This window comes from Pseudomonas sp. G11 (assembly GCF_029457515.1).
GTDB lineage: Bacteria > Pseudomonadota > Gammaproteobacteria > Pseudomonadales > Pseudomonadaceae > Aquipseudomonas > Aquipseudomonas gorinensis.
In genome coordinates this window covers 567,490-594,006 of sequence record NZ_CP120377.1, presented here as the reverse complement: position 1 = coordinate 594,006, position 26,517 = coordinate 567,490, and the positions used below count along the sequence as shown (strand labels likewise).

The window sequence follows — 26,517 nt, the reverse complement described above, 5'->3', positions numbered from 1 at the left end:
CAGCCTACCTATCTTATCGCCTTCTGCAGAGTGATGTTTTGATAAATGAGGAGCTGGGTTTTCTCAACTCCTAGTCGCTAAAAAGCGACTACTATTACGATGCACGACTAAATTTTATTAGATAGCCCTCGGTGAAATATGGACATCAGCGAAAATGAATTTCGGGATTTTTTATACAACAACCACAGTGAGAATTTCTCGACAATTATTGTCGGTCGCAGAGAACCTGTTGCCTGGCCAGATGAGGAATTCCCCCCGATCCATATTTTATTACAGCAGCGTGCAGAAAAGAAAATCAACGAAGTTCTCGATAACTTAGATGATATGGTCCTAGCCGCCAGAGAACTCAGACTAACGAGAGAGACAGATTCGACCACTCGCATTGATTTAGTTGGAAACTCGGAAAGCACTGGTTTAACAATCATCGAGCTAAAAAAATCCAAGCAAACAGAACGACAAGCATTTTCAGAGCTTCTGGCTTACTCAAATCACTTTTGTACGGTGTTCCCAGGTCTAAAGGAAAGTTCCTTAACTTCTATCCTTGTAGCCCCAATGGAAACACGAACTACGAGAGACGCATACACGCAAGAGTTAGTATCGAACAATAAATGCATCCTAGCTTTAATTCCAAAGTACGAAAATGGAAAAGCTGAGCTAACAGTATACTACCCTGACGCGGCATACTATAAGTGGTTTGAAAATAACCTCCTAGACGATAGATCAATTATAACCGTAGCACTTGCGTTTCAAGAAATAAAAGGCTGGATTGATCTTGAAACCGGCCAACAGGGCATGCCTGGACACACAGCCAAAGCATTAAATACGCTCACGAGTTCTATATCGAATATGCTTGAAGCAAATGGCTACCACAGCATGTGCTATTCAACACAACCCTGGGGCGAAATAGCGTCCGGACTACAACTGCCATTCCCCAATGTTATATATGTTGCGGCAGTTAATCCCTTCTCTAGCTTTAGAACAGCAATAAGTGAAGAGGGCGTTTCTGGAAGTTCTCAGGCGGGCAGAATTGCAGAAGTGCAAGCAGTTCACGATCAGCTGTCGGAATCAGAACGAGAATTCTGGTTAGAAACCATTGAAGGGAATTTTCACAACCGATTGATTAGACTAGTTCGCAAAGAGTTCATGAAACTTTTGAAAAACAAAGACAACGAAAGAATTCGATTCGAAATATCTCTACCTGACTGGTACGGTTTAAAAACAAGCGTAATTGATTCCGTAACGGTTAATCACGGTGACATTTATCTAACCGGACTGCTAAGAGAAATACACTCCGAGTACATGGAGCACATTTACAAACCCGAGGTAGGCTATGCCCTCTATTACTCTGATGACATACCAAAATATTTCTACAGATCACTAAGGAGCTTTCTACCAATCTGGGAGATTTTGAGCGGCCTTGGCGTTGGCGAAGAGGAACGCGATGAAGCTGAAGAGTGAACCTATGCAAACGACTCTAGCAACGTAACAAGCGCGAGGGTGTCATCCAAAAAGCTGGGGGCGACGGGATAGAAAGCGTAACAAAATAAAATCTAACTCATTGATTTTAATCTTAAAACCAACTCCCTTGTAATCAGTAGGTCCCGGGGTCGACTCCTGGTGCCGCACCATACAAAACAAAGCCCCCGCAGAAATGCGAGGGCTTCGTTGTTTCTGGTGTATCTGTATTGGCTGAACACCCTTCACCCGCCCGCCTTGCTCCGCGCCTCTACACCCCCTCGAAAATCCCCCACCTCTATACCCAAGATTCAATTTCCAAGCTTTATGCTGAATTATGAACTGGCAATAATTATGGCTAACCCATAAAAACACCTAATTCCACCAACCCAGCTATCTTCCCAATCGCTCCCCACTCCCCCGGCTGCAAACCCAGCGGCCGAGCCTGAGAAACCGACTTGATGCAGGCGCTAACCACGCCCCCCATTCGCAGTGATTACGAACGTGACAGCTCTCACTCGATAGAGGAGTTTTACCGATCCCCAGCCTAGTCAGGCCGGGGCTTTTTGGTGCCCTGCTGGGCGGTTTTTCTGTATAACGCCGTCAAGACTAAGCGTTGCGAACGGATGCCCATGAACGCCCTGAAACTGATCTGCCTGCTGGTGATTGTCCCGCTGCTGCTCGCCGCTCTGGGCGGTTGGGAGCGTGAGCGGGCGGGTGAGGCTGCCGCGTGGTTGATCAACTACCAGGCCGATATCAGCGCCACTCGGCAAACCCTGAACACCTTGGCGACGCAAAACCCTACGGCCCTTATCGACCTGGGCGAGGAAAAAATCGGCATCCAGCCGGCGCTCGAGCGGCTGGATAAAATCACGGCCGAACTGCCCACCGCTCAACGTATCAATAGCGGCACGCGCACCCTGGCGCCGTGGGTGATGGGGCTGGGCCTGCTGGCGGCGTTGATCGGTGTGGCGGCGCTGGCCGGCACACAATGGGCGGGGCGGCGTGCGCGGCAGTCGCGGGAAAAACTGTTGCAGGCGTTCGCCCTCGGCAGCCGCTTGTTGCCCTATGTGCTGGTGAGCCATGTGGTGGCGATGGCGACGACGGTGGCGATGGCCTTGAGTTTCGAAGGCTTGGCGATGTGGCACATCGGTCGATTGGGTCGCGGCGAATTCAAGCTGATGGCCGTGCTGGCGGTGATTGCGGCGTTCTGCCTGTATTCGATCTGGCTGCTGCTCAAACAATCGCGACACATGCTGGGTATGTTCAAACCCGAGCCGCTGGAGATGTTCGGGGCGGTGGTGACGCCCGCGCAGGCGCCGGCGCTGTGGCGCGACGTGAATACGTTGGCCGGCAAGCTCGGCGCGCTGTCACCGGACCATATCGTGGTGAGCCTGACCCAAGGGTTTTACGTGACCTCCAGCGAGGCCCACGTGCAACCGGCGCATACCACGCTGCATGGGCGCACCTTGCATGTGCCGCTGCTGTACCTCGGCCTGCTGAGCCGCGACGAAATCGGCGCGGTGATCGGCCATGAGCTCGCACACTTTGCAGGGGAAGACACCGAATACAGCCTGCGCTTCTTGCCGATCTACGATGGGGTCAATCGCAGCCTGGCGGTGCTGCTGGATACCCTGCTGGCCAGTGACCTGATCCAGGAGTGGCTGATGCGGCCGTCATTCCTGTTCGGCGTGTTTTTCATGCAGCGCTTTGATCACGCGGTCAACCATTGGAGCCGCGAGCGCGAGTTGCTGGCGGATGCCGCAGGTGCGCGCCTGGTCGGCAATGGCGCGGCGGCTTCAGCGCTGTTGCGCGTGTCGGTGTTGCAACCGCTTATCGAGGACGCGCTGTTGGCCTTGTGTGACTCAGCCTCGGAAGAGGATCTGCCCGCCGCCGCCCTGGCCGCACTGCAAGGCCGTGAACTGCAGGTGCCGCCACAAGCGTTGGAGATTCATCAGCCTCACCCGACCGACTCGCACCCGTCGAATGGCGAACGCCTGCAGGCGCTTGCCGTGTCGCCGGATGACGCCCTGCACAGCGCCACACGGTTAGTGGATGCCCACGTTGCAAATGGGCAAATCGACGCTTATTTCAGTGCGCCGCGCACGCTGCGTGAGCAGTTATCGCGCGACCTGATCGACGTGGCGGTCACCGAAAACACCGCGCACACGGCGTTGCTGGAAACCCTGGCCACATCGACCGACGGCGAACGTGAACTGCATGAGGGAGGGCGCTGGCGTGGCGTGCTGATGGCGGTGTGCGCCGTGCCTTTTGTGGGGCTCGGCTTGGCCATCATGAGCCAGCCCTGGCTGGCCCCGGAACGTTTGAAAAGCAACACGTTGTCGGCGATCGGCGCCGGGGCGGCAATCGCCGTTATCGCGTTGATCTTTTTGTGGCTGGGTGTGCGCCGTTTCAAGCGCGCACCGCAGGTCGCGTTGCGCCTGACGCCGGAGCATTTTGTGTTCGCCAACCTGGCGCAGCCGTTGCCGATTGAGCACATCGCCGGTGTCACCCTGCAATTTATGCAGGGTATCTGGGTGACCGTGGAGCTGACGCCGGAAGCGCCCTTGCCTGAACGGCGCAAAACCGCATTCGGCGTGCCGGGCGCGCGCATCAACAAGAAGAAACGCCAGGTGCTGTTACAGATGGCGCAGTTGTGCATCGACAACCAGAAGCTCGAACCCTATGAGGGCTTGTCACTGATGCTCGACTACGTAAATGCCTCCCTCGCCCGCAAGATTTTGCAGCACCGCGAGGACTGATCGGCCCGCATAAAAAAACCCCGAACCAGTCGGGGTTTTTTATCGCCTGGAATCAGGCGCGACGCCAGATCAATTAGAAAACGTTGATCGGGTAGTCGGCGAACAGACGGACTTCGTTACCGCCGACGTTGTACTGGTCGGCGTTGTTGGAAACACGCAACCAGGACGCACGAGCACGCAGGCTCAGGTCTTTGGCCGGGCCGCTCTGGACGACGTACTTGAACTGGTTGAAGATTTCGCGCTCGGTGCCATTGCCACGGTTGGAACCGTCGTCAATGTTGGTACCACGCACGTAGGCCACGTTGTAAGTCAGGCCAGGCACACCGAAGGTGCTGAAGTCCAGGCCGTAGCCGACTTGCCAGGAGCGCTCGTCCTTGCCGTTGAAGTCGGACCAGTAGGAGTTGGCCAGCAGGATGGTGTTGCCGCCATCGCCGATGCCGCCGGCGTTGCGGTAGCCGCCATACAGGTAGCCAGTGTCGCCGGTGCTGCGCTGGTGAGCGACGGTGAAGCTGTGCGGGCCAACGGCCCACGTGGCGCCCAGGCTCCAGATTTTGTTGTCGCGGGCGTCGGCGTCACCTTGGTTCTCCAGGGCGAAGCTGCGGTCCAGCTTGGTTTTGTAGCCATTGAAGTCAAAGGTCAGCGACTGTTGCTCTGGCAGGGCCAGCACGTAGTTGACGTTGACGTATTGCTTTTTCAGCACGTCTTGCATGTCGGAAGCGTACAGCGCAGCGGACAGGCTTTCGGTGAATTTGTAGCTACCACCGATGTAGTCGATGCTTTTCAGGCGGCCGCTGTCGCTGCCTTCGGCGCTCTTGCGGGCTTCTTTGGTGAAGTGACCGGCGTCCAGTTGCAGACCGGCGATCTCTTTGGAAACGATCGAGGTGCCTTCGTAGGTTTCCGACAGCAGGCGCGAGTTGTCGTATTCCAGAACCGGCACGGCTGGCATCTGCTGACCGTATTTGATCACGGTGTTGGAGATGCGCGCCTTGACGGCTGCGCCGCCCTTGGCCAGGTCGTTGGCGGCTTCGCCGCTGTCGCCTTGTTTGAAGAAGTCGATACCGCCCGCGCCGCTGCGACCTTTACCACCGTCCAGACGGATAGCGTATTGGCCGATCACGTCCACACCTACACCGACGGTGCCTTGGGTGAAGCCGGACTCGAACTTGCCGATAAAGCCTTGGCCCCATTCGGCTTTGTCTTGCTTGCCATTCTTGTAGTCACGGCTGATATAGGCGTTGCGTGCCGCGATGTTCAGGTGGCTGTCGTCTACGAAACCCTTGGATTGCTCCTGGTCGTTTGCCATGGCCTGAGTGGCGCTCAAAATCCCCAGAGCAATCAGACCCATCCGTTGCTTCAACATTTTTTGTATTCCTTATTACTGGTTGAGTACGCGCTGTGACACCAGGCTCCGTTCTGCTTTTTCTGGCGTCGACTTTTCCCGGAAAAAAGAAGGCCCGCGGACGACTGAACTGCCGCAGGCCTTTTTTTATTGGATGAGTCATGGCGGTTAGCCACAGGCGTTGGGCGCAATCCTAGTCCCGCGTTGAACTATGTGTCAATTTCGCGAATCGTCTGTATTTAGGCGAAATAATTCTAAGCAAAGCCCTACACCGGTTCTAAAAACGACCCAATTCCTTCTCTTACGACGTCAGAAACACATTTCGTAATATATTTTGGAAGCGGTACGTGTGCTGATACCTGACGTGATGGCGCCGGGCCAGGGTGGTGGGGATGGATTGCGGTTTTCGGCAGAAGGCCTGGGATAGGTGCGCGGCACTGAGCCATCGTGGTGCTTACAGGCACCCACCCTTTATAGGGCTGAACAGGCTTTAAATGTGGGGTTCCACTAAATCTCTGACTTGGCGCTGTCGCGCAGCAAACTGGAGCCGCTGTGGCGAGCGGGGCTTGCCCTAATGCCGTTCAGTTAAGGCTTTTTTGTAGGAGCGAGCTTGCTCGCGAAAAACGTCAACGATAACGCGTGTTTCCTGAATCAACGCGGCGCCTGTGAGTTTTTCGCGAGCAAGCTCGCTCCTACAGAAGGCGATGTACTCTTAACTGAACGGCATTAGGGCTTGCCCCGCGTTGGGCTGCGCAGGAGCCTAATGAGAACGCTGCAGTGTGTCAGTCAGTTCCGGGGGGGGGGGGTGTTTTGGGGCTGCTGCGCAGCCCAACGCGGGGCAAGCCCGCTCGCCACAACAAGCCCGCTCGCCACTACAGCCCGCGTCCACATGTTGATAGGCGTACACGTTAGTTATTCAGTAACTCACACAACACCTGCATCTCATCGTCACTGAACAACCCCGCCGGGTAGCGTTCACTCATCACACTGTGCAAATCCGGCTGCTGCCTGAGCTGCCGCGAACCGTTTGCCTTCAACCAGAGCGCCAGCGCATGGATGGCGTCACCGTTGACCCGCAAGGGGTGAAACGTGCGCGTATTCATTGGGTTGATGTTGGCATTCATTTCAGCGCTCTCTCCTACTGCGTGAGCGGCTAACTTACTCAAGGTTTATGACAGAACTGCGCAGTCATCAGCCTTGGCTACTGTGACAACACCAATACAAGAGCTATGCCAATGTCCCGGATCTATAGGTATTCAGACACAAAAAAGCCCACGGCCTTGCGGGGCCGCGGGCTTGCTGCGAGCGCTGGAACCGAGTAGTGCCCGGTCGCCGTCGAGGCGCTGTTACAACTGCACTCAGTTTTTGTGCGGGGCCGGCTGTTGTTGGGTCAGGCAATGGATATTACCGCCACCCAGTAACAGTTCGCGGCCCGGCACCATCACCACTTCGTGCTGCGGGAACAGGCTCTGCAGGATGGCCTTGGCCTGGCTGTCCAACGGGTCGTCAAAGCTCGGGGCGATGATGCCGCCGTTGACGATCAGGAAGTTGACATAGGAACCGGCCAACCGCACGCTCGGATTACGCTCCTGGGTGCCATCCACCGGGTCCACGCCGGCACACTCTTCCTCGGTGGCATACAGCGGGCCCGGAATCGGCATTTTGTGCACTGTGAACGAGCGGCCCTGGGCGTCAGTGCTGCTTTGCAGGACGTCCATGGCTGCGTGGCAACGGGCGTAGTTCGGGTCTTGCGGGTCGTCGGTCCAGGCCAGCAACACTTCGCCCGGGCGCACATAGCAACAGAAGTTATCCACATGGCCGTCGGTTTCGTCATTGAACAGGCCATCCGGCAACCAGATGATCTTATCCACCGCCAGGTTGGCACTGAGCACCGCTTCGATAGCCGCACGGTCGAGGTGCGGGTTGCGATTGCGGTTGAGCAGGCATTCTTCGGTGGTGATCAGAGTGCCTTCGCCGTCGACGTGGATCGAACCGCCTTCCAACACGAACCCTTCGGTGCGGTAACGCGGCGCGCGTTCGATCTCGAGGATCTTGCCGCCCACCTGCGAGTCACGGTTCCACGGCGCATACAGGCCACCATCAAAACCACCCCAGGCGTTGAAATCCCAGTTCACGCCACGCACTTCGCCGGTGTTGTTGATCACAAACGTCGGGCCGGTGTCGCGCACCCAGGCGTCGTCACTGGACATTTCCACCACGCGGATATTCGGCACGTCCAGGCGGGCGCGGGCGTTTTCGTACTGGCCGGCAGACACCGCGACCGTCACCGGTTCAAACCGCGCGATAGCCTTGGCCACCGCCACGTGAGCGGCCTGCGCCGGTTTACCACCCAGGCGCCAGTTGTCCGGGCGTTCGGGCCAGATCATCCAGGTTTGGGTCTGGGGCGCCCATTCGGCGGGCATATAAAAGCCATCGGCGCGAGGTGTGCTGTGCAGGGTGGTCATGGCAATCAGGGCTCCGAATGGGGGTGAAGGCCGACTTTATAACGGATAAAAATCGGCTTTAACAGCGGCCTGCAATCATAGGCGATAAATATGACAGCAAATAACCGATAACAATCGATTATTTACGCTTGTTCATTCAACGCCTTCGACAGCATGTCGACAAAGAAGTCCACGCTGCGTTTGGAGGTGACCATCGGCGGCTTGATCTTGAGGATGTTCAGGTAGTCACCGGTCGGCTGCATGAAAATCCCAAGTTCCCGCAGACGCTCGCACAACAGCGCGGTCTCTTCGGTGGCGGGCTCCAGGGTGTGTCGATCCCGCACCAGCTCCAGCCCCAAGTAGAAACCGGAGCCATGCACGGCGCCGACCAACGGATGACGGTCGATCAGTGCTTGCAGCCGCGCCTTGAAATGCCCGCCCACGACCTGGGCGTTTTCCCACAGCTTTTCTTCTTCCATCACATCCAGCACCGCCATGCCGATCCGGCAACTGACCGGGCTGCCCCCCGAGGACGAAAAGAAATACCCCTCGGCTTCCAGTGCTTCGGCAATCTCGCGCCGAGTGATCACCGCCCCCAAGGGCTGGCCGTTCCCCATGCCCTTGGCCATGGTGATGATGTCCGGCACAACACCCTGCTCTTCAAAGCCCCAGAAGAAATGCCCCATGCGCCCATAGCCCACCTGCACTTCATCGGCAATGCATACGCCGCCCTGGGCACGCACCCGCGCATACACCTGCTGCAGATAGCCCGGAGGCAGGGAAATACCGCCGGCATTGCCGTACACCGGCTCACAAATGAACCCGGCCAGTTGGCGCTGGCTCGCGGCGATTTTCGCCAGGTTGTGCTCCACACTGCGGACATAATCCGGCGCACTGTCTGGTCCGCGGAACTCACCGCGATAGGTATTCGGCGCAGTCACCGGGTGTACCCAATCCGGGCGGCTGCTCAGGGCCTTGGGGTTGTCAGCGATCGAGGTGGACACCGCATCCGCCGCCACCGACCACCCGTGGTAAGCCTCCAGCACGCTGAGCATGTCGCGCCCGCCGCTGTAGGCCCAGGCCAGGCGAATGGCCAGGTCATTGGCCTCGGTGCCGCTGTTGACCAGGAACACCCGGTCCATACCCTCCGGCGCCAGCGCCAGCAGGCGCTCGGAAAACTCGGCAATCGCCGCGTAGTGGAAGCGCGAGTTGGTGTTGAGCAATGACCATTGCCGAGCCGCCACGGCCGCCATACGTGGGTGGCCGTGGCCGAGCACGGCCACGTTGTTGAGCATGTCGAGGTAGGAACGGCCCTGCATGTCGATCAGATGGTTGCGCCAGCCGCGTTCGATGCGCGGCGGGTCGACGTAATAATGCTTCTGCGAACGGGCGAAACTGGCGTCGCGCCGGGCCAGCAGGGCCTCGGGGTCCAGTTCCGGCTCAGCGTCACAGGCCAGGCCAAGCAGCGTCGCCGGTGACGGGCAAAGCGCTTGCCACGCCGGTACCCGGGAGGGCGCGCAGAACAGCGGCGGTTCGATGTCCGCGCGGCATACCTGCACCATCAGCGGGGCATGGACTTCGCCGATTATCTGCCCTTCCACCAGCACCGCGCCGGGGTTCAATGCGGTTTTCACCCCCCACAGACGCAGGCTCAGCGGACCGTCATGCAGGCTCAGCAGACCGTCGGCGCCCTTGCGCAACGTGCCGCCAAAGGGCGCCTCCAACACGGTGCCATGGGGCAAGTGCAGTTCAACATGCAGCGGGAACGTCTCGGGCTCAACGGCGCTGTCGGGACGGGTGCGCGACAGCCGATATTGCCCATAGCGGCTGGCGGCCAACCCATGCACGGTGGCCGCTTCATCCAGTAATCGGCGATCGATGCCGGGCTGTTCCCAATTGCCCGCTTCGAAATGCGGGCTGAGCACACCCAGGTCAATCAGCGCGAATTCCTGGCCCACCAACCCTGGCAACAAAGGGGCGAAGTTCTGGTCGGCCAACGGCGCCGGCGTCTCCCCGACACTGCTCAGAATCGCCGCTTCCATTAGTTCAAAGGGCACCGACATTGCCACATGGAAGATTTCCCACTCATGTTCGGCGTTTTTCAGCAGGTAGCTGTTATTCGGATCCAGGCGTTGCTGCTGTTCGCTGCTCAGCACCAGCACCGCCGCGCGGGCGACGATCAGTGGCCACAGGGCCTGCAGTTCTTCGCGCTGTAAGGGGTTGACCGCATGGAACGCACGGATGGCCGGGAGGATGGCAAAGGGATCGCTTTCAGCATGGTGCAGCAGCGCGGCACACGTCACCGACAAATCGGCGATGCGCCAGGTGCGCACCAGGTCGCCGAAATCGATCACCCCCTGGATCTGCCAGTGCCGCTGGGCGTCACGTTGCCACATGACGTTGTCATCGGTGATGTCCATGTGCACCGCTTGCCAGGGCAGGTGATCGGCCAGGTCGCGCAGGCGCGCGTCAACCTGTTCGGCCACCTGCTCCAAGAGGGCGCGATGGGGCAGGTTTTGCAGGGTTGCCAACAGGTGGGTGATCAGCTCCTGGGCGTGGCGCGGGTCCCATTGCAAGGTGCGGTCCAGGCCTGGGTGCTGGAAATCGGCCAGGGCCAGGCTCATTCGCCCGCACAACGCGCCGAAGCCTGCAATGACATCGCGGCCCAGATGGGGGAGATGGGTCAGGGGCTGCCCGTCGATGTAGTCCAGCAACCGCAGGTGCAGGTTTTGTCCATCCACCGCGACGGTGAGCAACTCTTCACCGGTGTGCGCCTTGATGACCTGAGGTACCTGCATCTGCACATGGGCCTGCAGGTTGTTGAGGGCCGCGTGCTGGGCCTGCAACTCAACGGCAGCGTAGTCACCCCGGCAGATTTTCAGAACAAAGCGGCCACGGTCGCTGTCGACCTTGTAATTGAGGTCTTGCTGGCTGCCCAGCGCCTGCAGGGTGCCGGTGAGGCCGTAATGCTGCTCAAGCAGGTGTGCCGCCTGATCGGGGTCCACTTGCGGGCAAGGTAGGCTGGCGCGATGGATCAACGTGGCGAGCAACATTGTGACGACCTCGGTTTTTTTAGGCGTCTATATCGCCATTGTTACGGGGCTAACGCAACCCCCAGCACACGGCACGCTTGCGCCGACCTGCTCCACCACTCAAGCTATGCTCCATTTGCTTAATGTCCGTCTAAGGAAAAGGCCCTCCGACATGCGCATTCTCATCACCGGCGGCGCTGGTTTTATCGGCTCCGCCCTGATCCGCCACCTGATCCAGCACACCGAGCACGAAGTGCTCAACCTGGACAAACTCACCTACGCCGGCAACCTGGAGTCGCTGACCAGCATCGCGTCCAACAGCCGCTATGAGTTCGTACAGGCCGATATCGTCGACCAGGCCACCGTCAGCGCCGTGCTCGCGCGCTTCGAGCCGCAGGCGATCATGCACCTGGCGGCCGAGTCCCATGTCGACCGCTCCATCGATGGCCCGTCGGATTTTATCCAGACCAATATCGTCGGCACCTACAGCCTGCTGGAGGCCGCCCGAGCCTATTGGCAAAAGCTCGACGAGCCCGCCAAGCGCGCGTTCCGCTTCCATCACATCTCCACCGATGAAGTGTATGGCGACCTGCATGGCGTGGACGACCTGTTCACCGAAACCACGCCCTATGCGCCCAGCTCGCCCTACTCGGCCAGCAAGGCCGCGTCCGACCATCTGGTACGCGCCTGGCAGCGTACCTATGGGCTGCCGGTGCTGCTAACCAATTGTTCGAACAACTACGGGCCGTTCCACTTCCCTGAAAAGCTGATCCCGCTGGTGATCCTCAATGCCCTGGCGGGCAAGCCGTTGCCGGTCTATGGCGATGGCTTGCAGGTGCGCGACTGGCTGTTCGTAGAAGACCACGCCCGCGCATTGCTCAAGGTGGTGACCGAAGGTGTGGTCGGCGAGACCTACAACATTGGCGGGCATAACGAGCAGAAAAACATCGACGTGGTGCGCGGCATCTGCGCCCTGCTCGAAGAGCTGGCGCCGCAGCGCCCGGCCGGTGTCGAGCAATTCACCGACCTGATCACCTTCGTCAAGGATCGCCCCGGCCACGACCAGCGCTATGCGATCGACGCCAGCAAGATCGAGCGCGAACTGGGCTGGGTCCCACAGGAAACCTTTGAAACCGGGCTGCGCAAGACCGTGCAGTGGTACCTCGACAACCTAGAGTGGTGCCGCAGGGTCCAGGACGGCAGTTATCAGGGCGAACGATTGGGCAACACCGACTTTAAGGATCTGATTGCATGATGAAGGGAATCGTATTGGCCGGGGGCTCCGGCACCCGTTTGCACCCCATTACCCTGGGGGTGTCCAAGCAGCTGTTGCCGGTGTATGACAAACCGATGATCTACTACCCGATCTCGGTGCTGATGCTGGCGGGAATCAAGGACATCCTGGTGATTTCCACACCGCTCGACTTGCCCCAATACCGCAACCTGCTGGGGGATGGCAGCCAGTTTGGCGTGCGCTTCAGCTATGCGGAGCAACCCTCGCCAGATGGCCTGGCCCAAGCGTTCATCATCGGTGAAGAGTTCATCGGCGATGATCCGGTCTGCCTGATCCTGGGTGACAACATCTTCCATGGCCAGCACTTCAGTGACCAGCTGCGTACCGCGGCCGAGCGCCCCTCCGGGGCTACCGTATTCGGCTACTGGGTCAAGGACCCGGAGCGTTTCGGGGTGATCGACTTCGACCAAGACGGCCGCGCCCTGTCCATCGAAGAAAAACCGGCCAAGCCCAAATCGCCGTACGCGGTGACCGGCCTGTATTTCTATGACAACGACGTGATCAGCATCGCCAAGGCGGTCAAGCCTTCACCCCGTGGCGAGCTGGAGATTACCGACATCAACAACGCCTACCTCAAGCGCGGCGACCTGCATGTCGAGCGCTTCGGCCGTGGCTTTGCCTGGCTCGACACAGGGACCCATGACAGCCTGCTCGAAGCGTCGACCTATGTGCAGACCATCGAGCATCGCCAGGGGCTGAAAGTAGCGTGCCTGGAAGAAATCGCCTACGAAAATGGCTGGATCGACCGCGATTACCTGCTGGAGCGTGCGCAGTATTTCGGCAAGACCGGCTATGGCCAATACCTGTACATGTTGGCAGGAGAACGCGCGTGAATGTAGTGCAGACCTGCCTGCCCGACGTGCTGATCCTTGAACCGAAAGTGTTCGGCGATGAGCGCGGTTTTTTCTACGAAAGCTTCAACGCCCGCGCGTTCGAGGCGGCTACCGGGCTCAAGCGTGATTTCGTACAGGACAACCACTCACGCTCACAAAAAGGCGTGCTGCGGGGCCTGCACTACCAGCTCGAACACACCCAAGGCAAACTGGTGCGCGTCATCGCCGGCGAAGTGCTGGACGTGGCGGTGGATATTCGCCGCAGCTCGCCGCACTTCGGCCAGTGGGTCGGCGTGCGACTGTCGGCACAGAACAATCGCCAACTGTGGGTGCCGGAAGGCTTCGCCCATGGGTTCGTGGTGCTGAGCGAGCATGCAGAGTTCCTCTACAAGACCACCGACTACTACCAGCCGAGCGCCGAGCGCAGCATCCTGTGGAATGACCCGACGTTGGCCATCGACTGGGAATTGACTGAACCGCCGCAACTGTCCGCCAAAGACCAGGCGGGCAAACTGTTGATGGAGGCCGACCTGTTCCCATGAGCCGCCCTTTAAAAATCCTCATCACCGGCCAACACGGCCAGGTCTCCCTGGCGCTGCAACAAAAGCTCCAGGGCCTGGGCGAACTCATCGTGCTGGGCCGCGACCAGCTTGACCTGGCCAACGTCGAGCAGATTCGTCAGCAGGTCCGTGCCCATCGCCCCGGCCTGATCATCAACGCCGCAGCGCACACCGCGGTCGATCAGGCCGAAAGCGAACCGGACGCGGCTTTCGCCGTCAACGCCATCGCTCCCGGCATCCTCGCCGAGGAAGCCAAGGCCCTGGGCATCCCGCTGATCCATTACTCCACCGACTACGTGTTCGACGGCAGTAAACCTGCGCCCTACACCGAAGCCGATGTGCCGAACCCACTGGGTGTGTATGGCCAAAGCAAGCTGGCCGGTGAGCGGGCGATCGCCGCCGTGGGTGGCCAATACCTGATCCTGCGCACCAGTTGGGTCTATTCCAGCCACGGCAAGAACTTCCTGCTGACCATGCAACGCCTGCTGCAAGAGAAACCGCAGATGCGCATCGTCGCCGACCAGATCGGTGCTCCGACCTGGGCCGGTACCATCGCCAACAGCACCCGCACGTTGATCGAGCGCTGGCAGGCCGGCCAGGCGGGCGATTGGGGCATCTATCACCTGACCGCCCAGGGCGAGACGTCATGGTTCGGCTTCGCCCAGGCGATTGGCGAGCATCTGCGTGCTGCGGGCAAACCCTGCGCCGAGCTGGAAGCGATCCCTTCCAGCGCCTACCCGACGCCGGCCAAGCGCCCCCTGAACTCGCGCCTCGATTGCAGCCGCCTGCGCCAGCAGTGGCAGGTTGGCCAGCCACAGTGGCAAGACGCATTGCGCGAGTGTCTTGCCGAGCAGCACTAGGCATAATGCGCCTGTACCCACAGGCGCACGACACCCATGACTCCACCTCTCCCGCGAAGACCCCGCTGGCGCAGCCTCGCCCTGCTGGCGCTGTGCCTGGCGCCGCTGCTGTGGCCGCTGGAGCACCTGGCCGAGCGTTATTACCGCAGCGAACTGGCCGGGCAGAACCGCCAGACCCTCGACCTCTACGTCGCCAACCTGCTGGGCACGCTGCACCGCTACGAGGTGCTGCCGCAAATCCTCGGTGACTTGCCGGCCTTGCGCACCGCGCTGGAGGCACCGGACGTCAGCACCAACCTGGTCAACGCCAACCTGCTGCTCAAGGACGTCGCCGCCCAGGCCGGGGTAGAAGTGATGTACCTGATGGACACCACCGGCAAGACCCTTGCCGCGTCCAATTGGGACAAGCAGGACAGCTTCGTCGGGCGCAACTTTTCGTTCCGCCCGTATTTCAGCGAAGCCATGGCCGGGCGGCTGGGACGGTTCTTCGGCCTGGGCACCACCTCGGCCAAGCGCGGTTACTTCTTCGCCGCCGCCGTGCGCAATGGCGAAAAAATCATCGGCGTGCTGGTGGTCAAGGTCGACCTGGACCACACCGAAAGCCTGTGGGGCAACACCCCCGAACAACTATTGGTAACCGACCATAACGGCGTGGTGATCCTCACGTCGCGCCCGCAATGGCGATTCCGCGCCACCCGGCCGCTGACCGATGAAGAGCGCCAGGCCATCATCGCCATCCAGCCCTACCCGACCCGCGACCCGCAACCGCTGACCCTGAGTTCCACGGCATGGTTGCGCCAATCCACTGCGATCGCCGAGACCGGCTGGAACGTGGAAATCCTCGCGCCACGCTCACTGATCAACCGCCCGGTGCGCACGGTAGTGGCCGTAGGTGGCGCCACGCTGCTGGTATTGATGTTGCTGCTGGGGTTGATGATGCAGCGCCGCCGTCATTACCTGGAGCGCATCGCCTTTGAAGCCAAGGCCCGTCGCGAGCTGGAGATGCGCGTGGTCGAGAGGACCAGCGACCTGGAAGGGCTCAATCGCCGCCTGAAACAGGAGGTACTGGAACGCGAACACGCCCAGCAGGAACTGGTGCGCGCCCAGGATGATTTGGTGCAAGCGGGCAAACTGTCGGCACTGGGCACCATGTCGGCGAGTATCAGCCACGAACTCAACCAACCCCTGGCGGCGATTCGCAGCTATGCCGAAAACGCCGAAATCCTCCTCGACCATGAACGCACCAACGATGCGCGCGGCAATCTCAAGCTGATCAGCGAACTGACCGGGCGCATGGCCTCGATCATCGCCCACCTGCGTGCGTTCGCCCGCCGCGATCGGCACGCGCCGGAAAGCGTCGCCCTGCAACCGGCGCTGGACGATGCCCTGGCGTTGCTGGCCAAGCGACGGCGTTCGATGGAAGTGGAACTGATCCGCGATTTGCCCGAGGCAACCTTGTGGGTAGAGGCCGGCGAAACGCGCCTGCGCCAGGTGCTGGGCAACCTGCTGGCCAATGCCCTCGACGCCCTCACTGAAAAAGGCCCGCCGCGCAAACTCTGGCTGAGTGCCCAAACCACCGAACAGGGCGTCAACCTGTACATTCGCGATAATGGCCCTGGCTTTTGCATGGAAGCACTGGGCCGCGCCAGCGAGCCGTTCTACACCACCAAGACCCGCACCCAGGGCCTGGGGTTGGGCCTGGCCATCTGTGACACGCTGATGCGCGCCTTTGGCGGCGAGCTGCTGTTTGCCAACCACAAGGAAGGCGGCGCGCTGTTAACCTTGAAATTGCGTGCCGGCTCGCCGGGCGTCAGTCTGCAACCGTCCGAGGACCGCAGTGTATGAGTATCGATAACCAGATTCAGGTGGTGTTGATCGACGACGATCCACACTTGCGTCAGGCCCTGTGCCAGACCCTGGACCTGGCCGGGCTGAAGGTCCTGCCCCTGGGCGAAGCCACCGGCCTCACCGCGCGCTTGTCGCGGGACTGGCCGGGGGTCGTGGTCAGCGATATCCGCATGCCCGGCATGGACGGCCTGGAGCTGCTCGCCGAACTGCACGGCCAGGACCCGGAGCTGCCGGTGCTGCTGATCACCGGCCACGGCGACGTGCCGTTGGCGGTGCAAGCCATGCGCGCGGGTGCCTACGACTTCCTCGAAAAACCCTTCGCCAGCGACGCCCTGCTCGACAGCGTGCGCCGCGCCCTGGCCCTGCGTCGCCTGGTCCTGGACAACCGCAGCCTGCGCCTGGCCCTCAGCGATCGCCAGCAACTGAGCACACGCCTGGTCGGGCACTCGCCCCAAATGCTGCGCCTGCGCGAACAGATCGGCGCACTGGCAGCGACCCGCGCCGATGTACTGATCCTGGGTGAAACCGGGGCCGGCAAGGAAGTGGTGGCCCGTGCGCTGCACGACCTGTCGAACCGGCGCAGCGGGCCATTCGTGGCGATCAACGCCGGGGCGCTGGCGGAGTCGGTGGTGGAAAGCGAACTGTTTGGCCATGAACCCGGCGCGTTTACCGGGGCGCAGAAGCGCCGGATCGGCAAGTTCGAATTCGCCAATGGCGGCACGCTGTTCCTTGATGAAATCGAAAGCATGAGCCTGGATGTACAGGTCAAACTGCTGCGCCTGTTACAGGAACGCGTGGTCGAACGCCTTGGCGGCAATCAGTTGATCCCGCTGGATATCCGCATCATCGCGGCCACCAAGGAAGACTTGCGCCAGGCCGCCGACCAGGGCCGCTTCCGTGCCGACTTGTACTACCGCCTCAACGTCGCACCGTTGCGCATTCCGCCGCTGCGCGAACGGGGCGAAGACGCACTGATGCTGTTCCAGCACTTTGCCGACGAAGCCAGCAGCCGCCACGGCCTGCCACTGCACGAGCTGCAACCAGGCCAACGTGCGTTGCTGTTGCGCCACAACTGGCCGGGCAATGTGCGCGAACTGCAGAACGCCGCAGAACGCTTTGCCCTCGGCCTGGAGTTGGCGCTGGATAACACCCCGGACAATCCGGTAACCGGCGTGCTGACCTCGACCCCGGGCGGCTTGAGCGAACAGGTCGAGCAGTTCGAAAAAAGCCTGATCGCCGCCGAACTGACCCGCCCCCACAGTTCCCTGCGCAGCCTCGCCGAAGCCCTGGGCGTACCGCGCAAGACCTTGCATGACAAACTTCGCAAGCACGGCCTGAACTTCGCCGACAGCAGCAACCAAGGCGCTGACGACGAATGACCCTGCCCACTCACCAAGAGGCCGCCATGAGCCGCGACAGCCGTTACCTGGAATCCATCCTCCACCACGACATCCCCCTGACCCGTGAAATGGGCCTCAAGGTGCTCGACTGGCAACACGGCCAACTGCAATTGCACCTGCCCTTGCAAGCCAATATCAACCACAAGAGCACCATGTTCGGTGGCAGCCTCTATTGCGGCGCGGTGCTGGCGGGTTGGGGCTGGCTGCACCTGCAACTGCGCGAGGAAGGGATTGAAGACGGGCATATCGTGATTCAGGAAGGGCAGATCAGCTATCCGCTGCCCGTGACGCAAGACGCGACCGCCATTTGCGCGGCGCCGGAGGAGAAGGTGTGGAAGCGCTTTTTAGCCACCTACAAGCGCTATGGCCGGGCGCGGTTGACGTTGGACACGTGGATCGTAAATGAGGGCAGTGAAGAGCTGGCAGTGACTTTCACCGGCCAGTACGTCCTGCACCGCTGAAAGCCATCACACAAAACCAATGTGGGAGGGGGGGCAAGTCGAATCGTCGCACCGCCCCTCCCACATTTTGATCTGCGCTGGTTTTAAGATCTTGCCAAAGTCAGCAAGCGTTCACGCCACGCCGCCTTCGCCGGCAACGCCAGGAAGAACGGGTTCAACAACGATGCCCGCGCCGGGTAGCTGAACGGCTCGCCACTCAACTCCAGTACCTCGCCGCCCGCCCCTTCCAATACACCCTGCGCCGCAGCGGTATCCCACTGCGAGGTCGGCGCCAGGCGCGGATAGCAATCGGCGCTGCCTTCGGCCAATAGGCAGAATTTCAACGAACTGCCGATATTCGCCAGCTTCAACTCCCCCACCCCTTCGCTCAAGCCATTGAGCAAACGCTCCTGCTCTGGGCTGGTATGCCGACGGCTGGCAACCACGGTGAAGGCTTCACCCGCCGCCGGAGTCTCGCGTACCTGGATCTGCCTGGGCGCTTCATTCACGTCCGAACGCCACGCGCCAAGCCCCGCGCCGCCGAAGTAACACCGGCCGTTGGTGGGCATGGATACCACGCCAAATATCACGCGGCCCTGTTCGATCAACGCAATGTTGACGGTAAATTCTTCACTGCCGGCGATAAATTCCTTGGTGCCATCCAGCGGGTCCACCAGCCACCACCGCTGCCAGCCGGCGCGTATGCTCTGGTCGATATCGGCGTCTTCTTCGGACAACACCGGGATACTCGGGTCCAGGGCTGTCAACCCGGCGAGAATCAGGTGATGGGCGGCCAGGTCCGCGGCCGTCACCGGCGAATCGTCAGCCTTGGACGTCACCGCCACTTCGGCGCGCCAGTACGGCAGGATGACTTCACCCGCCTGGCGAGCCAGTTCGATCACAGGGGCGATAAACGGGTGGCCTAAAAACAGTTCGCTCATGCGCTAAACGCTCCTCGCTGGGTCAACAGGTCTCGTACCAGATACAACGCAGCCAGCGCGCGGCCTTCGCTGAACTGCTCATTTTGCGCCAGTTGCGACAGCTCGCGCAGGTTGACCCTGTCCACGCGCATCGGTTCAGGTTCATCACCTTCCAGGCGTTCTTCATAGAGGTCGGTGGCCAGCACCACCTGGATTTTCTGGCTCATATAGCCGGGGGACAGTGACAGCTCAGTGAGGTGCTCCAACTGGCGGGCGCCATAACCGGCTTCCTCCTTGAGCTCGCGGTCCGCCGCCGCCAGCACGTCCTCGCCGGGCTCGATCAGCCCCTTGGGCAAGGACAGCTCGTATTCGTCGGTGCCACCGCAGTACTCTTCCACCAGCAGCGCATGGTCGGCGTCGATCATTGCCACGATCATCACCGCGCCGTACCCGGCACCACGTCCCACCAGGCGCTCGTAGGTGCGTTCAACGCCATTGGAAAAGCGCAATTGCACTTCCTCCACGCGGAACAAACGGCTACTGGCGACTATTTCGCGGGCGAGGACGGTGGGTTTCTGGCGCATAAGCGGCTCCTTGGCGTGATCGGGTTACTATACCGTGGCTTTTCCGATTGTCTGTGTCGGATATCTTTACTTACATGAGACCGCCCCATGCCCTCTTTGCCCTGGCACGCCATCGACACTGTCCTGCTGGACATGGACGGCACCCTGCTCGACCTGCATTACGACAACCATTTCTGGATGGAACACCTGCCTCAGCGCTACGCCCAGTTGCATGGTGTGAGTCTGGCCATGGCCGAGATGGAGTTGCAGCCGCTGTTCGAGCGTAACGCCGGACAGTTGCAATGGTATTGCCTGGATTTCTGGAGCACCGAACTGAACATTCCGGTGCGCGAGCTCAAGCTGGAAACCGCCCACCTGATCGCCCTGCGCCCAGGTGCCGATACCTTTCTGGCGGCGATCAAACAGGCCGGAAAACGGGTGATCCTGATCACCAACGCTCATCGTGACTCGCTGTCATTGAAGTTGGAACGCATTGAGTTGGCGCCGTATTTCGAGCGATTGATCAGCTCCCACGACTACGGTTTCGCCAAGGAAAACCCGCAGTTCTGGGATGCCTTGCAAGCCGATATCCGGTTCGACCCGGCGCGCAGCCTGTTTATCGACGACACGTTGCCGATCCTGCGCAGCGCCCAGAAATTTGGCGTGGGGCATTTGCTGGCGGTGAAAGAGCCGGACAGCCAAAAAGGGCCCAAGGACACTGGGGAATTTGCCGCAGTCGAGGATTACCGGGACCTTATTGTCGGACTTTGACCCCTTGTGGGAGGGAGCAAGCCCCCTCCCACATTTTTACTTTGTGAATTACTCAGGAATACGCAGCGTCTGCCCTGGGTAAATCTTGTCTGGATGAGACAACAGCGGCTTGTTGGCCTCGAAGATATCGTTGTACCGGCTGGCCTTGCCGTAAACCGCCAGGGAAATCGCGCTGAGGGTGTCGCCCTTTTTCACCACGACGAAACGGGCGGCGGCAACTACCGGGCCGGTTACGGTGATCTGGTCATCCACACTGGCCACACCGGCAATGTTGCCGGCCGCCAGAATGATTTTTTCTTTCTCTTCCTGACTGGCCACGGTCCCTGTAAGCGTGACCTTGTCACCCTCGACAGTGGCGTGAACATCCGGATTACCCAGCCCGACTTCTTCAATGTGCTTTTTCAGATCATCACTGGCATTGGCGTTGCCCGGCGTCAACAGCTTGACCAACTTCTCGCCGGCTTCCTTAACAAAGCTAAAAAGACTCATAGTGCGCTCTCCTTGATAGTTGATTTCCAGATGCCCAAGACTAGACCAGCCCCGAAGACTTGGGTTCCAGCCCGACCAAAGACCCAAACGCGCTAGAATCCCCCCGCCATTGGAATAAGCCCTGGAGCGAAGATGGACATCAAGCAGCTGAAATTCCTCATCGCCCTCGACGAGACCCGTCACTTCGGCCAGGCAGCAGCGCGTTGCCATATCACCCAGCCGACCCTGTCGATGCGCCTGCGCAGCCTGGAAGAAGAACTCGACCTGCCGCTGGTCAATCGTGGCCAGCGCTTCGAGGGCTTTACCGCCCCCGGCGAGCGAGTACTGGCCTGGGCGCGCACGGTGCTGGCAGCGTATGACGGCTTGCAGGCCGAAGCGGCGGCCTGTCGTGGCAACCTCGTCGGTACGTTGCGCCTGGGGGTGGTGCCGCTGTCGAGCTTCGATCCGTTGGCGTTGATGCAGCAACTGCACAAGGAACATCCGAGCCTGCGCTTTGAGCTTTCGGCCCTTAGCTCCGAACAGATTCTGGAACAACTGGCGAGCAATCGCCTGGACCTCGGCGTGTCGTACCTGGAGCGCCTGGACAATGAACGCTTCGACTCCCTGGCGCTCGGCGAAACCCGCATGGGCCTGCTCTACGACCAGCGCTATTTCAGCTTCGGCGACACACCGCTGAGCTGGGAAGCGTTGATCGAACTGCCCCTGGGCATGCTCACCAGCGGCATGCACTTTCGCCAGTCCATCGACCACAACTTCCACAGCCGGGGCCTGCACCCGCAGCCGCTGTTGCAAACCGATGCCGTCCATCAGTTGTTACAAGCGGTACACGGCGGGCTGTGCTGCGCGGTAATGCCCTTGGACGGTGGCCTGGATGCGCTCACCGAGCACTTGCGCCTGCAACCGATCGAAGACGCCCACACCCTCGCGCGCCTGGGGCTGATCATGCGTCGCAGCGCGCCCCGTTCGGCGCTGGCGGAAGCCTGTTTTGCGCTGTACCAGAAATTGCTGGCAGAGCATTGATCGACGTCATCTATCGGCAGATCAGTACTGGCAATTAGACGCGACGCTTTGTCGCGCCTAGTCTAGACACTGATCAATCCGCCGGTGGTACTGCCCCATGAACGCCAAGCGCCCAGTCTGCGCGGCGCCCGCCCCTGAAACGTCCGCGCCCGCCGCCAGCCAGAGCTACCAGTTCTGCAACCTCGAACACACAGAGGCCGCCAGCACGGCATTGGCGGAAGAAGTGGCGTTGGCAATTGCCTATAACGACATCAGCCAGGCAGTCATGCTGGTGACGCCCACTGACCTGGAAGACTTTATTGTCGGGTTCAGCATGGGTAGCGGCATTATTACCGACGTTGGCGACATTTATGACCTGAAACTCAGCGGCTCGGGCGCCACTCAATACGCTCAAGTCCAAATCTCCAGCCGCGCGTTTTGGAACCTCAAGCAGCAGCGTCGCCAATTGGCGGGCACCAGCGGCTGCGGTTTGTGTGGCGTGGAAGCCGTGGAACAGGCACTGCCAGACCTCCAAGTGCTGCCCGGCGCCCCCTTGCCGCCCGCCGCATGGCTCGACGGCCTGCGCCAACGCATCAGCGCCTTCCAGCCTTTGGGCCAATACAGTGGCGCCGTGCACGCGGCCGTGTTTATGAACAATCAGGGCGAACTGTTGCTGGGCCGCGAAGACATTGGCCGGCATAACGCCCTGGATAAGTTGATCGGCGCCCTGATCCGCCAAAAGATCCCGACAGCGGGTGGCCTGGCAATTGTCACCAGCCGTTGCAGCCTCGAATTGATCCAGAAAGTCCTGCGCGCGGGCATCCAGACCCTGGTCAGCCTGTCGTCGCCCACCGGCCTGGCCCTGCAATGGGCGCGCCGGCACAACCTCAACCTCATCCACCTGCCGCAGAAAAGTGCGCCGCGGGTCTACAGCCCTGCGATGGAGTACCAGCCATGAGCAATCACCACCAAGCCGACCAAACCCCAACCCCGCGCTACAAGCCCTACAAAGGCCCGGCGGGTGGCTGGGGCGCGTTGATCAGCGTGGCGCAGGCGTGGCTGACCAGCGACAACGCGCTGAAAAACATCCGCATGATGCTCAAGACCAACCAGAACGGCGGCTTCGACTGCCCGGGCTGCGCCTGGGGCGACTCGCCGGAAAGCGGCATGGTCAAGTTCTGCGAAAACGGCGCCAAGGCCGTCAACTGGGAAGCCACCAAGCGCCGTGTCGACGCTGCATTCTTCGCCAAGCACAGCGTCACCGCGCTGCTGGAACAAAGCGACTATTGGCTGGAATACCAGGGCCGCCTGACCGAACCGGTGCGCTATGACGCCGAGACCGACCGCTACAAACCCATCAGTTGGGACGCAGCCTTCGACCTGATCGGCAAGCACCTCAACGCACTGCCCAGCCCTGATATGGCCGAGTTTTATACGTCCGGCCGTGCCAGCAACGAAGCGGCGTACCTGTATCAATTGTTTGTACGCGCCTACGGCACCAACAACTTCCCGGACTGCTCGAACATGTGCCACGAAGCCAGCGGCGTGGCCTTGGCGCAAAGTGTAGGCGTCGGCAAAGGCACCGTGACCTTTGACGACTTTGAACATGCCGACGCGATTTTCGTCTGGGGCCAGAACCCCGGCACCAACCACCCACGCATGCTCGAACCGCTGCGTGAGGCCGTGAAACGCGGCGCCCAGGTGGTGTGCATCAACCCGCTGAAAGAACGCGGCCTGGAACGCTTCCAGCATCCGCAGCACCCGTTGGAAATGCTCACCAACGGCGACAAGCCAACCAATACCGCCTACTTCCGCCCGGCGCTGGGGGGCGACATGGCCATCCTGCGTGGCATGGCCAAATTCCTGCTGCTGTGGGAGCGCCAGGCCCAGGCTGAAGGCAAGGAAGCGGTGTTCGACCACGACTTCCTCAACGAGCACACGACCAACGTGCTCGATTACCTGGGCCAGATCGACGACACCTCCTGGGATGAAATCGTCGCGCAGTCCGGCTTGCCCCTGGTCGAGATCGAGCAAGCGGCGCGCATGTACGCCAAAGGCAAGAACGTGATCATGTGCTGGGCGATGGGCATTACCCAGCACCGCCATTCGGTGCCGACCATCCAGGAGATCGCCAACCTGATGCTGTTGCGCGGCAACATTGGCCGCCCAGGCGCCGGCCTGTGCCCGGTGCGCGGTCACAGCAACGTGCAGGGCGACCGCACCATGGGCATCAACGAACGCCCACCGGTGGCGTTCCTCGACGCCCTGGAACGCCGCTTCCAGTTTCAGGTGCCACGTACCAACGGCCACAACGTGGTGGAAGCGATTCACGCCATGCTCGAAGGTCGCTCCAAGGTGTTCATCGGCCTGGGCGGCAACTTCGCCCAAGCCACGCCGGACAGCCCGCGCACCTTCGAAGCACTGCGCAATTGCGACCTGACCGTACAGATCAGCACCAAGCTCAACCGCAGCCACCTGACCCACGGCAAAGACGCACTGATCCTGCCGTGCCTGGGCCGTACCGACATCGATATCCAGGCCGAAGGCCCGCAGGCCGTGACCGTGGAAGACTCGTTCAGCATGGTCCACGACTCCAACGGCCAATTGCAGCCGCTGTCGAAACTGATGAAATCCGAGCCGGCCATCCTCGCCGGCATCGCCGCCGCCACCCTGGGCAGCAAGCCGGTGGACTGGAACTGGCTGGTGGGCGACTACAGCCGCATTCGCGACCTGATCGCCGACACCATCCCAGGCTTCAAGGACTTCAACGAACGCCTCAAGCACCCGGGTGGCTTCTACCTCGGTAATTCCGCCGGTGCGCGTCGCTGGAACACACCGTCGGGTCGCGCCAACTTCCGCCCGAATATCCTGCCCGCAGACCTGATCCACGAACGCACCCACGCCACCGGTCGCGTGCCAGACCTGATCATGCAATCCATGCGTTCCCACGATCAGTACAACACCACCATATATGGCCTGGATGACCGCTATCGCGGGGTGAAAGGCCAGCGTGACGTGCTGTTCGTCAACGAAGCCGACATCATCCGCCTGGGTTTCAAGCCGGGGCAGAAGGCTGACATCGTGTCGTTGTGGGAGGACGGTCGGGAGCGCAGGGTGAAAGGCTTTACCTTGCTGGCGTTTGATATTCCGGCGGGGCAGGCAGCTGCCTACTACCCGGAAGTGAACCCGCTGGTGCCGCTGGAAAGCACGGGGGATGGCAGCCATACGCCAACGTCGAAGTTCGTGGCGATTCGTTTGGAAGCGGCAAGTGACAGTGGGCTGATCATGGCCCGCTCGGCCTGACGAGAATCCGGACACAAAAAAGGCCGCTTTTGCATAAAAGCGGCCGTTCCGAAGTAGCTAAAGACCCACAAAAATTACTTAAGTTCCCCTGCTAAAACAGTAACTTATGGAATTGTGCACAACTCGTGTTACTGGTCGGATTTCTATTGTCACAATGTCGATACAGCCTCAGGATCGCGCCGTCATCCTCTTGAGGTCTCTCTATGAAGTTCTCCTCGATTCTCTTGTTGTCCCTTGGCCTGGTCAGTGGCGCAGCCATGGCCGGTGGCACCACCGAAGCCGGTGTGGGCGGCGCATTGGGCGGGGTACTCGGTTCGGTTGTGGGCCAGCAGGTCGGCGGTAACACCGGTTCGGCCATTGGCGCAGCCCTGGGCGGTGCGGGCGGCAGCGCGGTGGGCGCCGACAAACGCAGCCGCGGCGAAGCCGCTATTGGCGGCGCTCTGGGCGCAGCCGGCGGCAACGTGGTAGGCCGCAGCATGGGCGGCACCACCGGCAGCCTGATCGGCGCAGCTGCCGGCGGCGGCGCGGGTGGCGCACTGGGCAACTACATGGGCAACAAGAGCGATGACGACGACCGCCGTTATCGTGGCCGTGACAACCGTCGCTACTATCGGGACGGTCATCCTGGCCGTGGCCATGCCTATGGGCATCGCAAGAACAAACATCACTACCGTGATTGATCAGGTCTAGAGAACATCGAAGAAACACTGTGGGAGGGGGCTTGCTCCCTTCCACATGGGTTTCCATGCAAAGTCAGGCCACCAACCCCTGCAACGCTTCGCGTAATCGCCCCGGAATCGTCACCGGCTGGTTCGACCCACGATCCACGAACACATGCACGAAGCGTCCCGCCGCACAGGCCTCCTCTTCGCCCGCCTTGAACACCGCCAACTCATACTGCACTGAACTGTTGCCCAACTTGCCTACCCGCAGGCCGATTTCTATACGGTCGGGAAAAGCGATCGACGCAAAGTAGTCACACGCCGAACTCACCACGAACCCCACCACTTCGCCATCGTGAATATCCAACCCGCCCTGCTCGATCAGGTAGGTATTCACCGCCGTGTCAAAGAAGCTGTAGTAGGTCACGTTGTTCACATGGCCATACACGTCGTTGTCGTGCCAGCGCGTGATGATCGGCTGGAAGTGACGGTAATCGACGCGTTGGGGCGTTGAGTCGGGCATGGGCACACCTCATGAAAGTG

The 26,517-nt window shown here is 60.5% G+C and carries 22 protein-coding genes; 14 read left to right on the top strand and 8 right to left on the bottom strand.

Translation table 11 applies throughout. The annotated features are described in order from the left end of the window. Nucleotides 1-138 precede the first annotated feature (138 nt). Nucleotides 139-1,458, top strand: coding sequence for a hypothetical protein (locus P2T68_RS02585; protein ID WP_277378986.1), 1,320 nt, complete (start codon nt 139-141; stop codon nt 1,456-1,458). 629 nt (nt 1,459-2,087) lie between these two features. Continuing rightward, the gene (locus P2T68_RS02580) at nt 2,088-4,217 is read left to right on the top strand and encodes a M48 family metallopeptidase (RefSeq protein ID WP_277378985.1); all 2,130 of its coding nucleotides are present in this window, start codon (nt 2,088-2,090) and stop codon (nt 4,215-4,217) included. A 73-nt stretch (nt 4,218-4,290) separates the two neighbouring features. Here the strand turns inward: P2T68_RS02580 and P2T68_RS02575 are convergent, their stop codons facing one another. From P2T68_RS02575 to P2T68_RS02560, 4 genes are all read right to left on the bottom strand, one after another. Beyond that, nucleotides 4,291-5,577 carry an OprD family porin gene (locus tag P2T68_RS02575; protein WP_024072832.1) on the bottom strand — a complete coding sequence of 429 codons (1,287 nt, stop codon included), beginning with the start codon at nt 5,575-5,577 and terminating at the stop codon, nt 4,291-4,293. Nucleotides 5,578-6,464: 887 nt separating this feature from the next. Then, entirely contained in the window at nt 6,465-6,680 is a 216-nt protein-coding gene (locus P2T68_RS02570) for a hypothetical protein (RefSeq protein WP_024072831.1), read from the bottom strand. 234 nt (nt 6,681-6,914) lie between these two features. Then, entirely contained in the window at nt 6,915-8,021 is a 1,107-nt protein-coding gene (aguA, locus tag P2T68_RS02565; protein ID WP_024072830.1) for an agmatine deiminase, read from the bottom strand. A 122-nt stretch (nt 8,022-8,143) separates the two neighbouring features. Then, on the bottom strand, nt 8,144-11,053 hold the full coding sequence (locus P2T68_RS02560; protein WP_277378984.1) for an aminotransferase: 2,910 nt from the start codon (nt 11,051-11,053) through the stop codon (nt 8,144-8,146). 151 nt (nt 11,054-11,204) lie between these two features. Between P2T68_RS02560 and rfbB the strand changes: the two genes are divergently transcribed. From rfbB to P2T68_RS02525, 7 genes are read left to right on the top strand one after another with little or no spacing between them, the layout of a single operon-like run. Further along, on the top strand, nt 11,205-12,287 hold the full coding sequence (rfbB, locus tag P2T68_RS02555; protein WP_193690075.1) for a dTDP-glucose 4,6-dehydratase: 1,083 nt from the start codon (nt 11,205-11,207) through the stop codon (nt 12,285-12,287). Next, nucleotides 12,284-13,159: a glucose-1-phosphate thymidylyltransferase RfbA gene (rfbA, locus tag P2T68_RS02550; RefSeq protein WP_277378983.1), complete on the top strand. Its 876-nt coding sequence runs from the start codon at nt 12,284-12,286 to the stop codon at nt 13,157-13,159. The genes rfbB and rfbA overlap by 4 nt, the downstream gene beginning before the upstream one ends. After that, complete coding sequence (rfbC, locus tag P2T68_RS02545) at nt 13,156-13,701, top strand: dTDP-4-dehydrorhamnose 3,5-epimerase (RefSeq protein WP_069075027.1); 546 nt, start codon at nt 13,156-13,158, stop codon at nt 13,699-13,701. The genes rfbA and rfbC overlap by 4 nt, the downstream gene beginning before the upstream one ends. After that, complete coding sequence (rfbD, locus tag P2T68_RS02540) at nt 13,698-14,579, top strand: dTDP-4-dehydrorhamnose reductase (RefSeq protein ID WP_069075028.1); 882 nt, start codon at nt 13,698-13,700, stop codon at nt 14,577-14,579. The genes rfbC and rfbD overlap by 4 nt, the downstream gene beginning before the upstream one ends. Before the next feature lie 36 nt (nt 14,580-14,615). Further along, complete coding sequence (locus P2T68_RS02535; RefSeq protein WP_069075029.1) at nt 14,616-16,424, top strand: ATP-binding protein; 1,809 nt, start codon at nt 14,616-14,618, stop codon at nt 16,422-16,424. Then, nucleotides 16,421-17,806, top strand: coding sequence for a sigma-54 dependent transcriptional regulator (locus P2T68_RS02530; protein WP_024072823.1), 1,386 nt, complete (start codon nt 16,421-16,423; stop codon nt 17,804-17,806). Before P2T68_RS02535 ends, P2T68_RS02530 begins: the two co-directional genes overlap by 4 nt. Before the next feature lie 26 nt (nt 17,807-17,832). Further along, nucleotides 17,833-18,288, top strand: coding sequence for a YiiD C-terminal domain-containing protein (locus P2T68_RS02525; RefSeq protein ID WP_193690669.1), 456 nt, complete (start codon nt 17,833-17,835; stop codon nt 18,286-18,288). Nucleotides 18,289-18,371: 83 nt separating this feature from the next. Here the strand turns inward: P2T68_RS02525 and cysQ are convergent, their stop codons facing one another. Together cysQ and nudE are read right to left on the bottom strand one after the other, a co-directional pair. Next, on the bottom strand, nt 18,372-19,208 hold the full coding sequence (cysQ, locus tag P2T68_RS02520) for a 3'(2'),5'-bisphosphate nucleotidase CysQ (protein ID WP_277378982.1): 837 nt from the start codon (nt 19,206-19,208) through the stop codon (nt 18,372-18,374). Then, complete coding sequence (gene nudE / locus P2T68_RS02515; protein ID WP_024072820.1) at nt 19,205-19,771, bottom strand: ADP compounds hydrolase NudE; 567 nt, start codon at nt 19,769-19,771, stop codon at nt 19,205-19,207. Before nudE ends, cysQ begins: the two co-directional genes overlap by 4 nt. A gap of 87 nt (nt 19,772-19,858) precedes the next feature. Here nudE and yrfG point away from each other — a divergent pair, with 87 nt between their 5' ends. Next, nucleotides 19,859-20,521, top strand: a complete 663-nt coding sequence (gene yrfG / locus P2T68_RS02510) for a GMP/IMP nucleotidase (protein WP_193690074.1) — start codon at nt 19,859-19,861, stop codon at nt 20,519-20,521. Between the two features lie 48 nt (nt 20,522-20,569). On the opposite strand, the gene lysM is transcribed toward yrfG, so the two are convergent. Next, the gene (lysM, locus tag P2T68_RS02505) at nt 20,570-21,010 is read right to left on the bottom strand and encodes a peptidoglycan-binding protein LysM (RefSeq protein WP_024072818.1); all 441 of its coding nucleotides are present in this window, start codon (nt 21,008-21,010) and stop codon (nt 20,570-20,572) included. Between the two features lie 132 nt (nt 21,011-21,142). Between lysM and P2T68_RS02500 the strand changes: the two genes are divergently transcribed. The 4 genes from P2T68_RS02500 to P2T68_RS02485 all read left to right on the top strand — a co-directional run bounded on the left by P2T68_RS02500 (nt 21,143) and on the right by P2T68_RS02485 (nt 25,992). Beyond that, nucleotides 21,143-22,030 (top strand): LysR family transcriptional regulator, encoded by an 888-nt coding sequence (locus P2T68_RS02500; protein ID WP_024072817.1) that lies wholly within the window; start codon nt 21,143-21,145, stop codon nt 22,028-22,030. Nucleotides 22,031-22,127: 97 nt separating this feature from the next. Further along, complete coding sequence (gene fdhD, locus P2T68_RS02495; protein ID WP_024072816.1) at nt 22,128-22,967, top strand: formate dehydrogenase accessory sulfurtransferase FdhD; 840 nt, start codon at nt 22,128-22,130, stop codon at nt 22,965-22,967. Continuing rightward, the gene (locus P2T68_RS02490; protein WP_024072815.1) at nt 22,964-25,312 is read left to right on the top strand and encodes an FdhF/YdeP family oxidoreductase; all 2,349 of its coding nucleotides are present in this window, start codon (nt 22,964-22,966) and stop codon (nt 25,310-25,312) included. Before fdhD ends, P2T68_RS02490 begins: the two co-directional genes overlap by 4 nt. Before the next feature lie 203 nt (nt 25,313-25,515). Further along, nucleotides 25,516-25,992 carry a YMGG-like glycine zipper-containing protein gene (locus P2T68_RS02485; protein WP_193690073.1) on the top strand — a complete coding sequence of 159 codons (477 nt, stop codon included), beginning with the start codon at nt 25,516-25,518 and terminating at the stop codon, nt 25,990-25,992. 73 nt (nt 25,993-26,065) lie between these two features. On the opposite strand, the gene P2T68_RS02480 is transcribed toward P2T68_RS02485, so the two are convergent. Next, nucleotides 26,066-26,497, bottom strand: coding sequence for a thioesterase family protein (locus P2T68_RS02480; protein WP_193690072.1), 432 nt, complete (start codon nt 26,495-26,497; stop codon nt 26,066-26,068). Between the last annotated feature and the right edge of the window lie 20 nt (nt 26,498-26,517).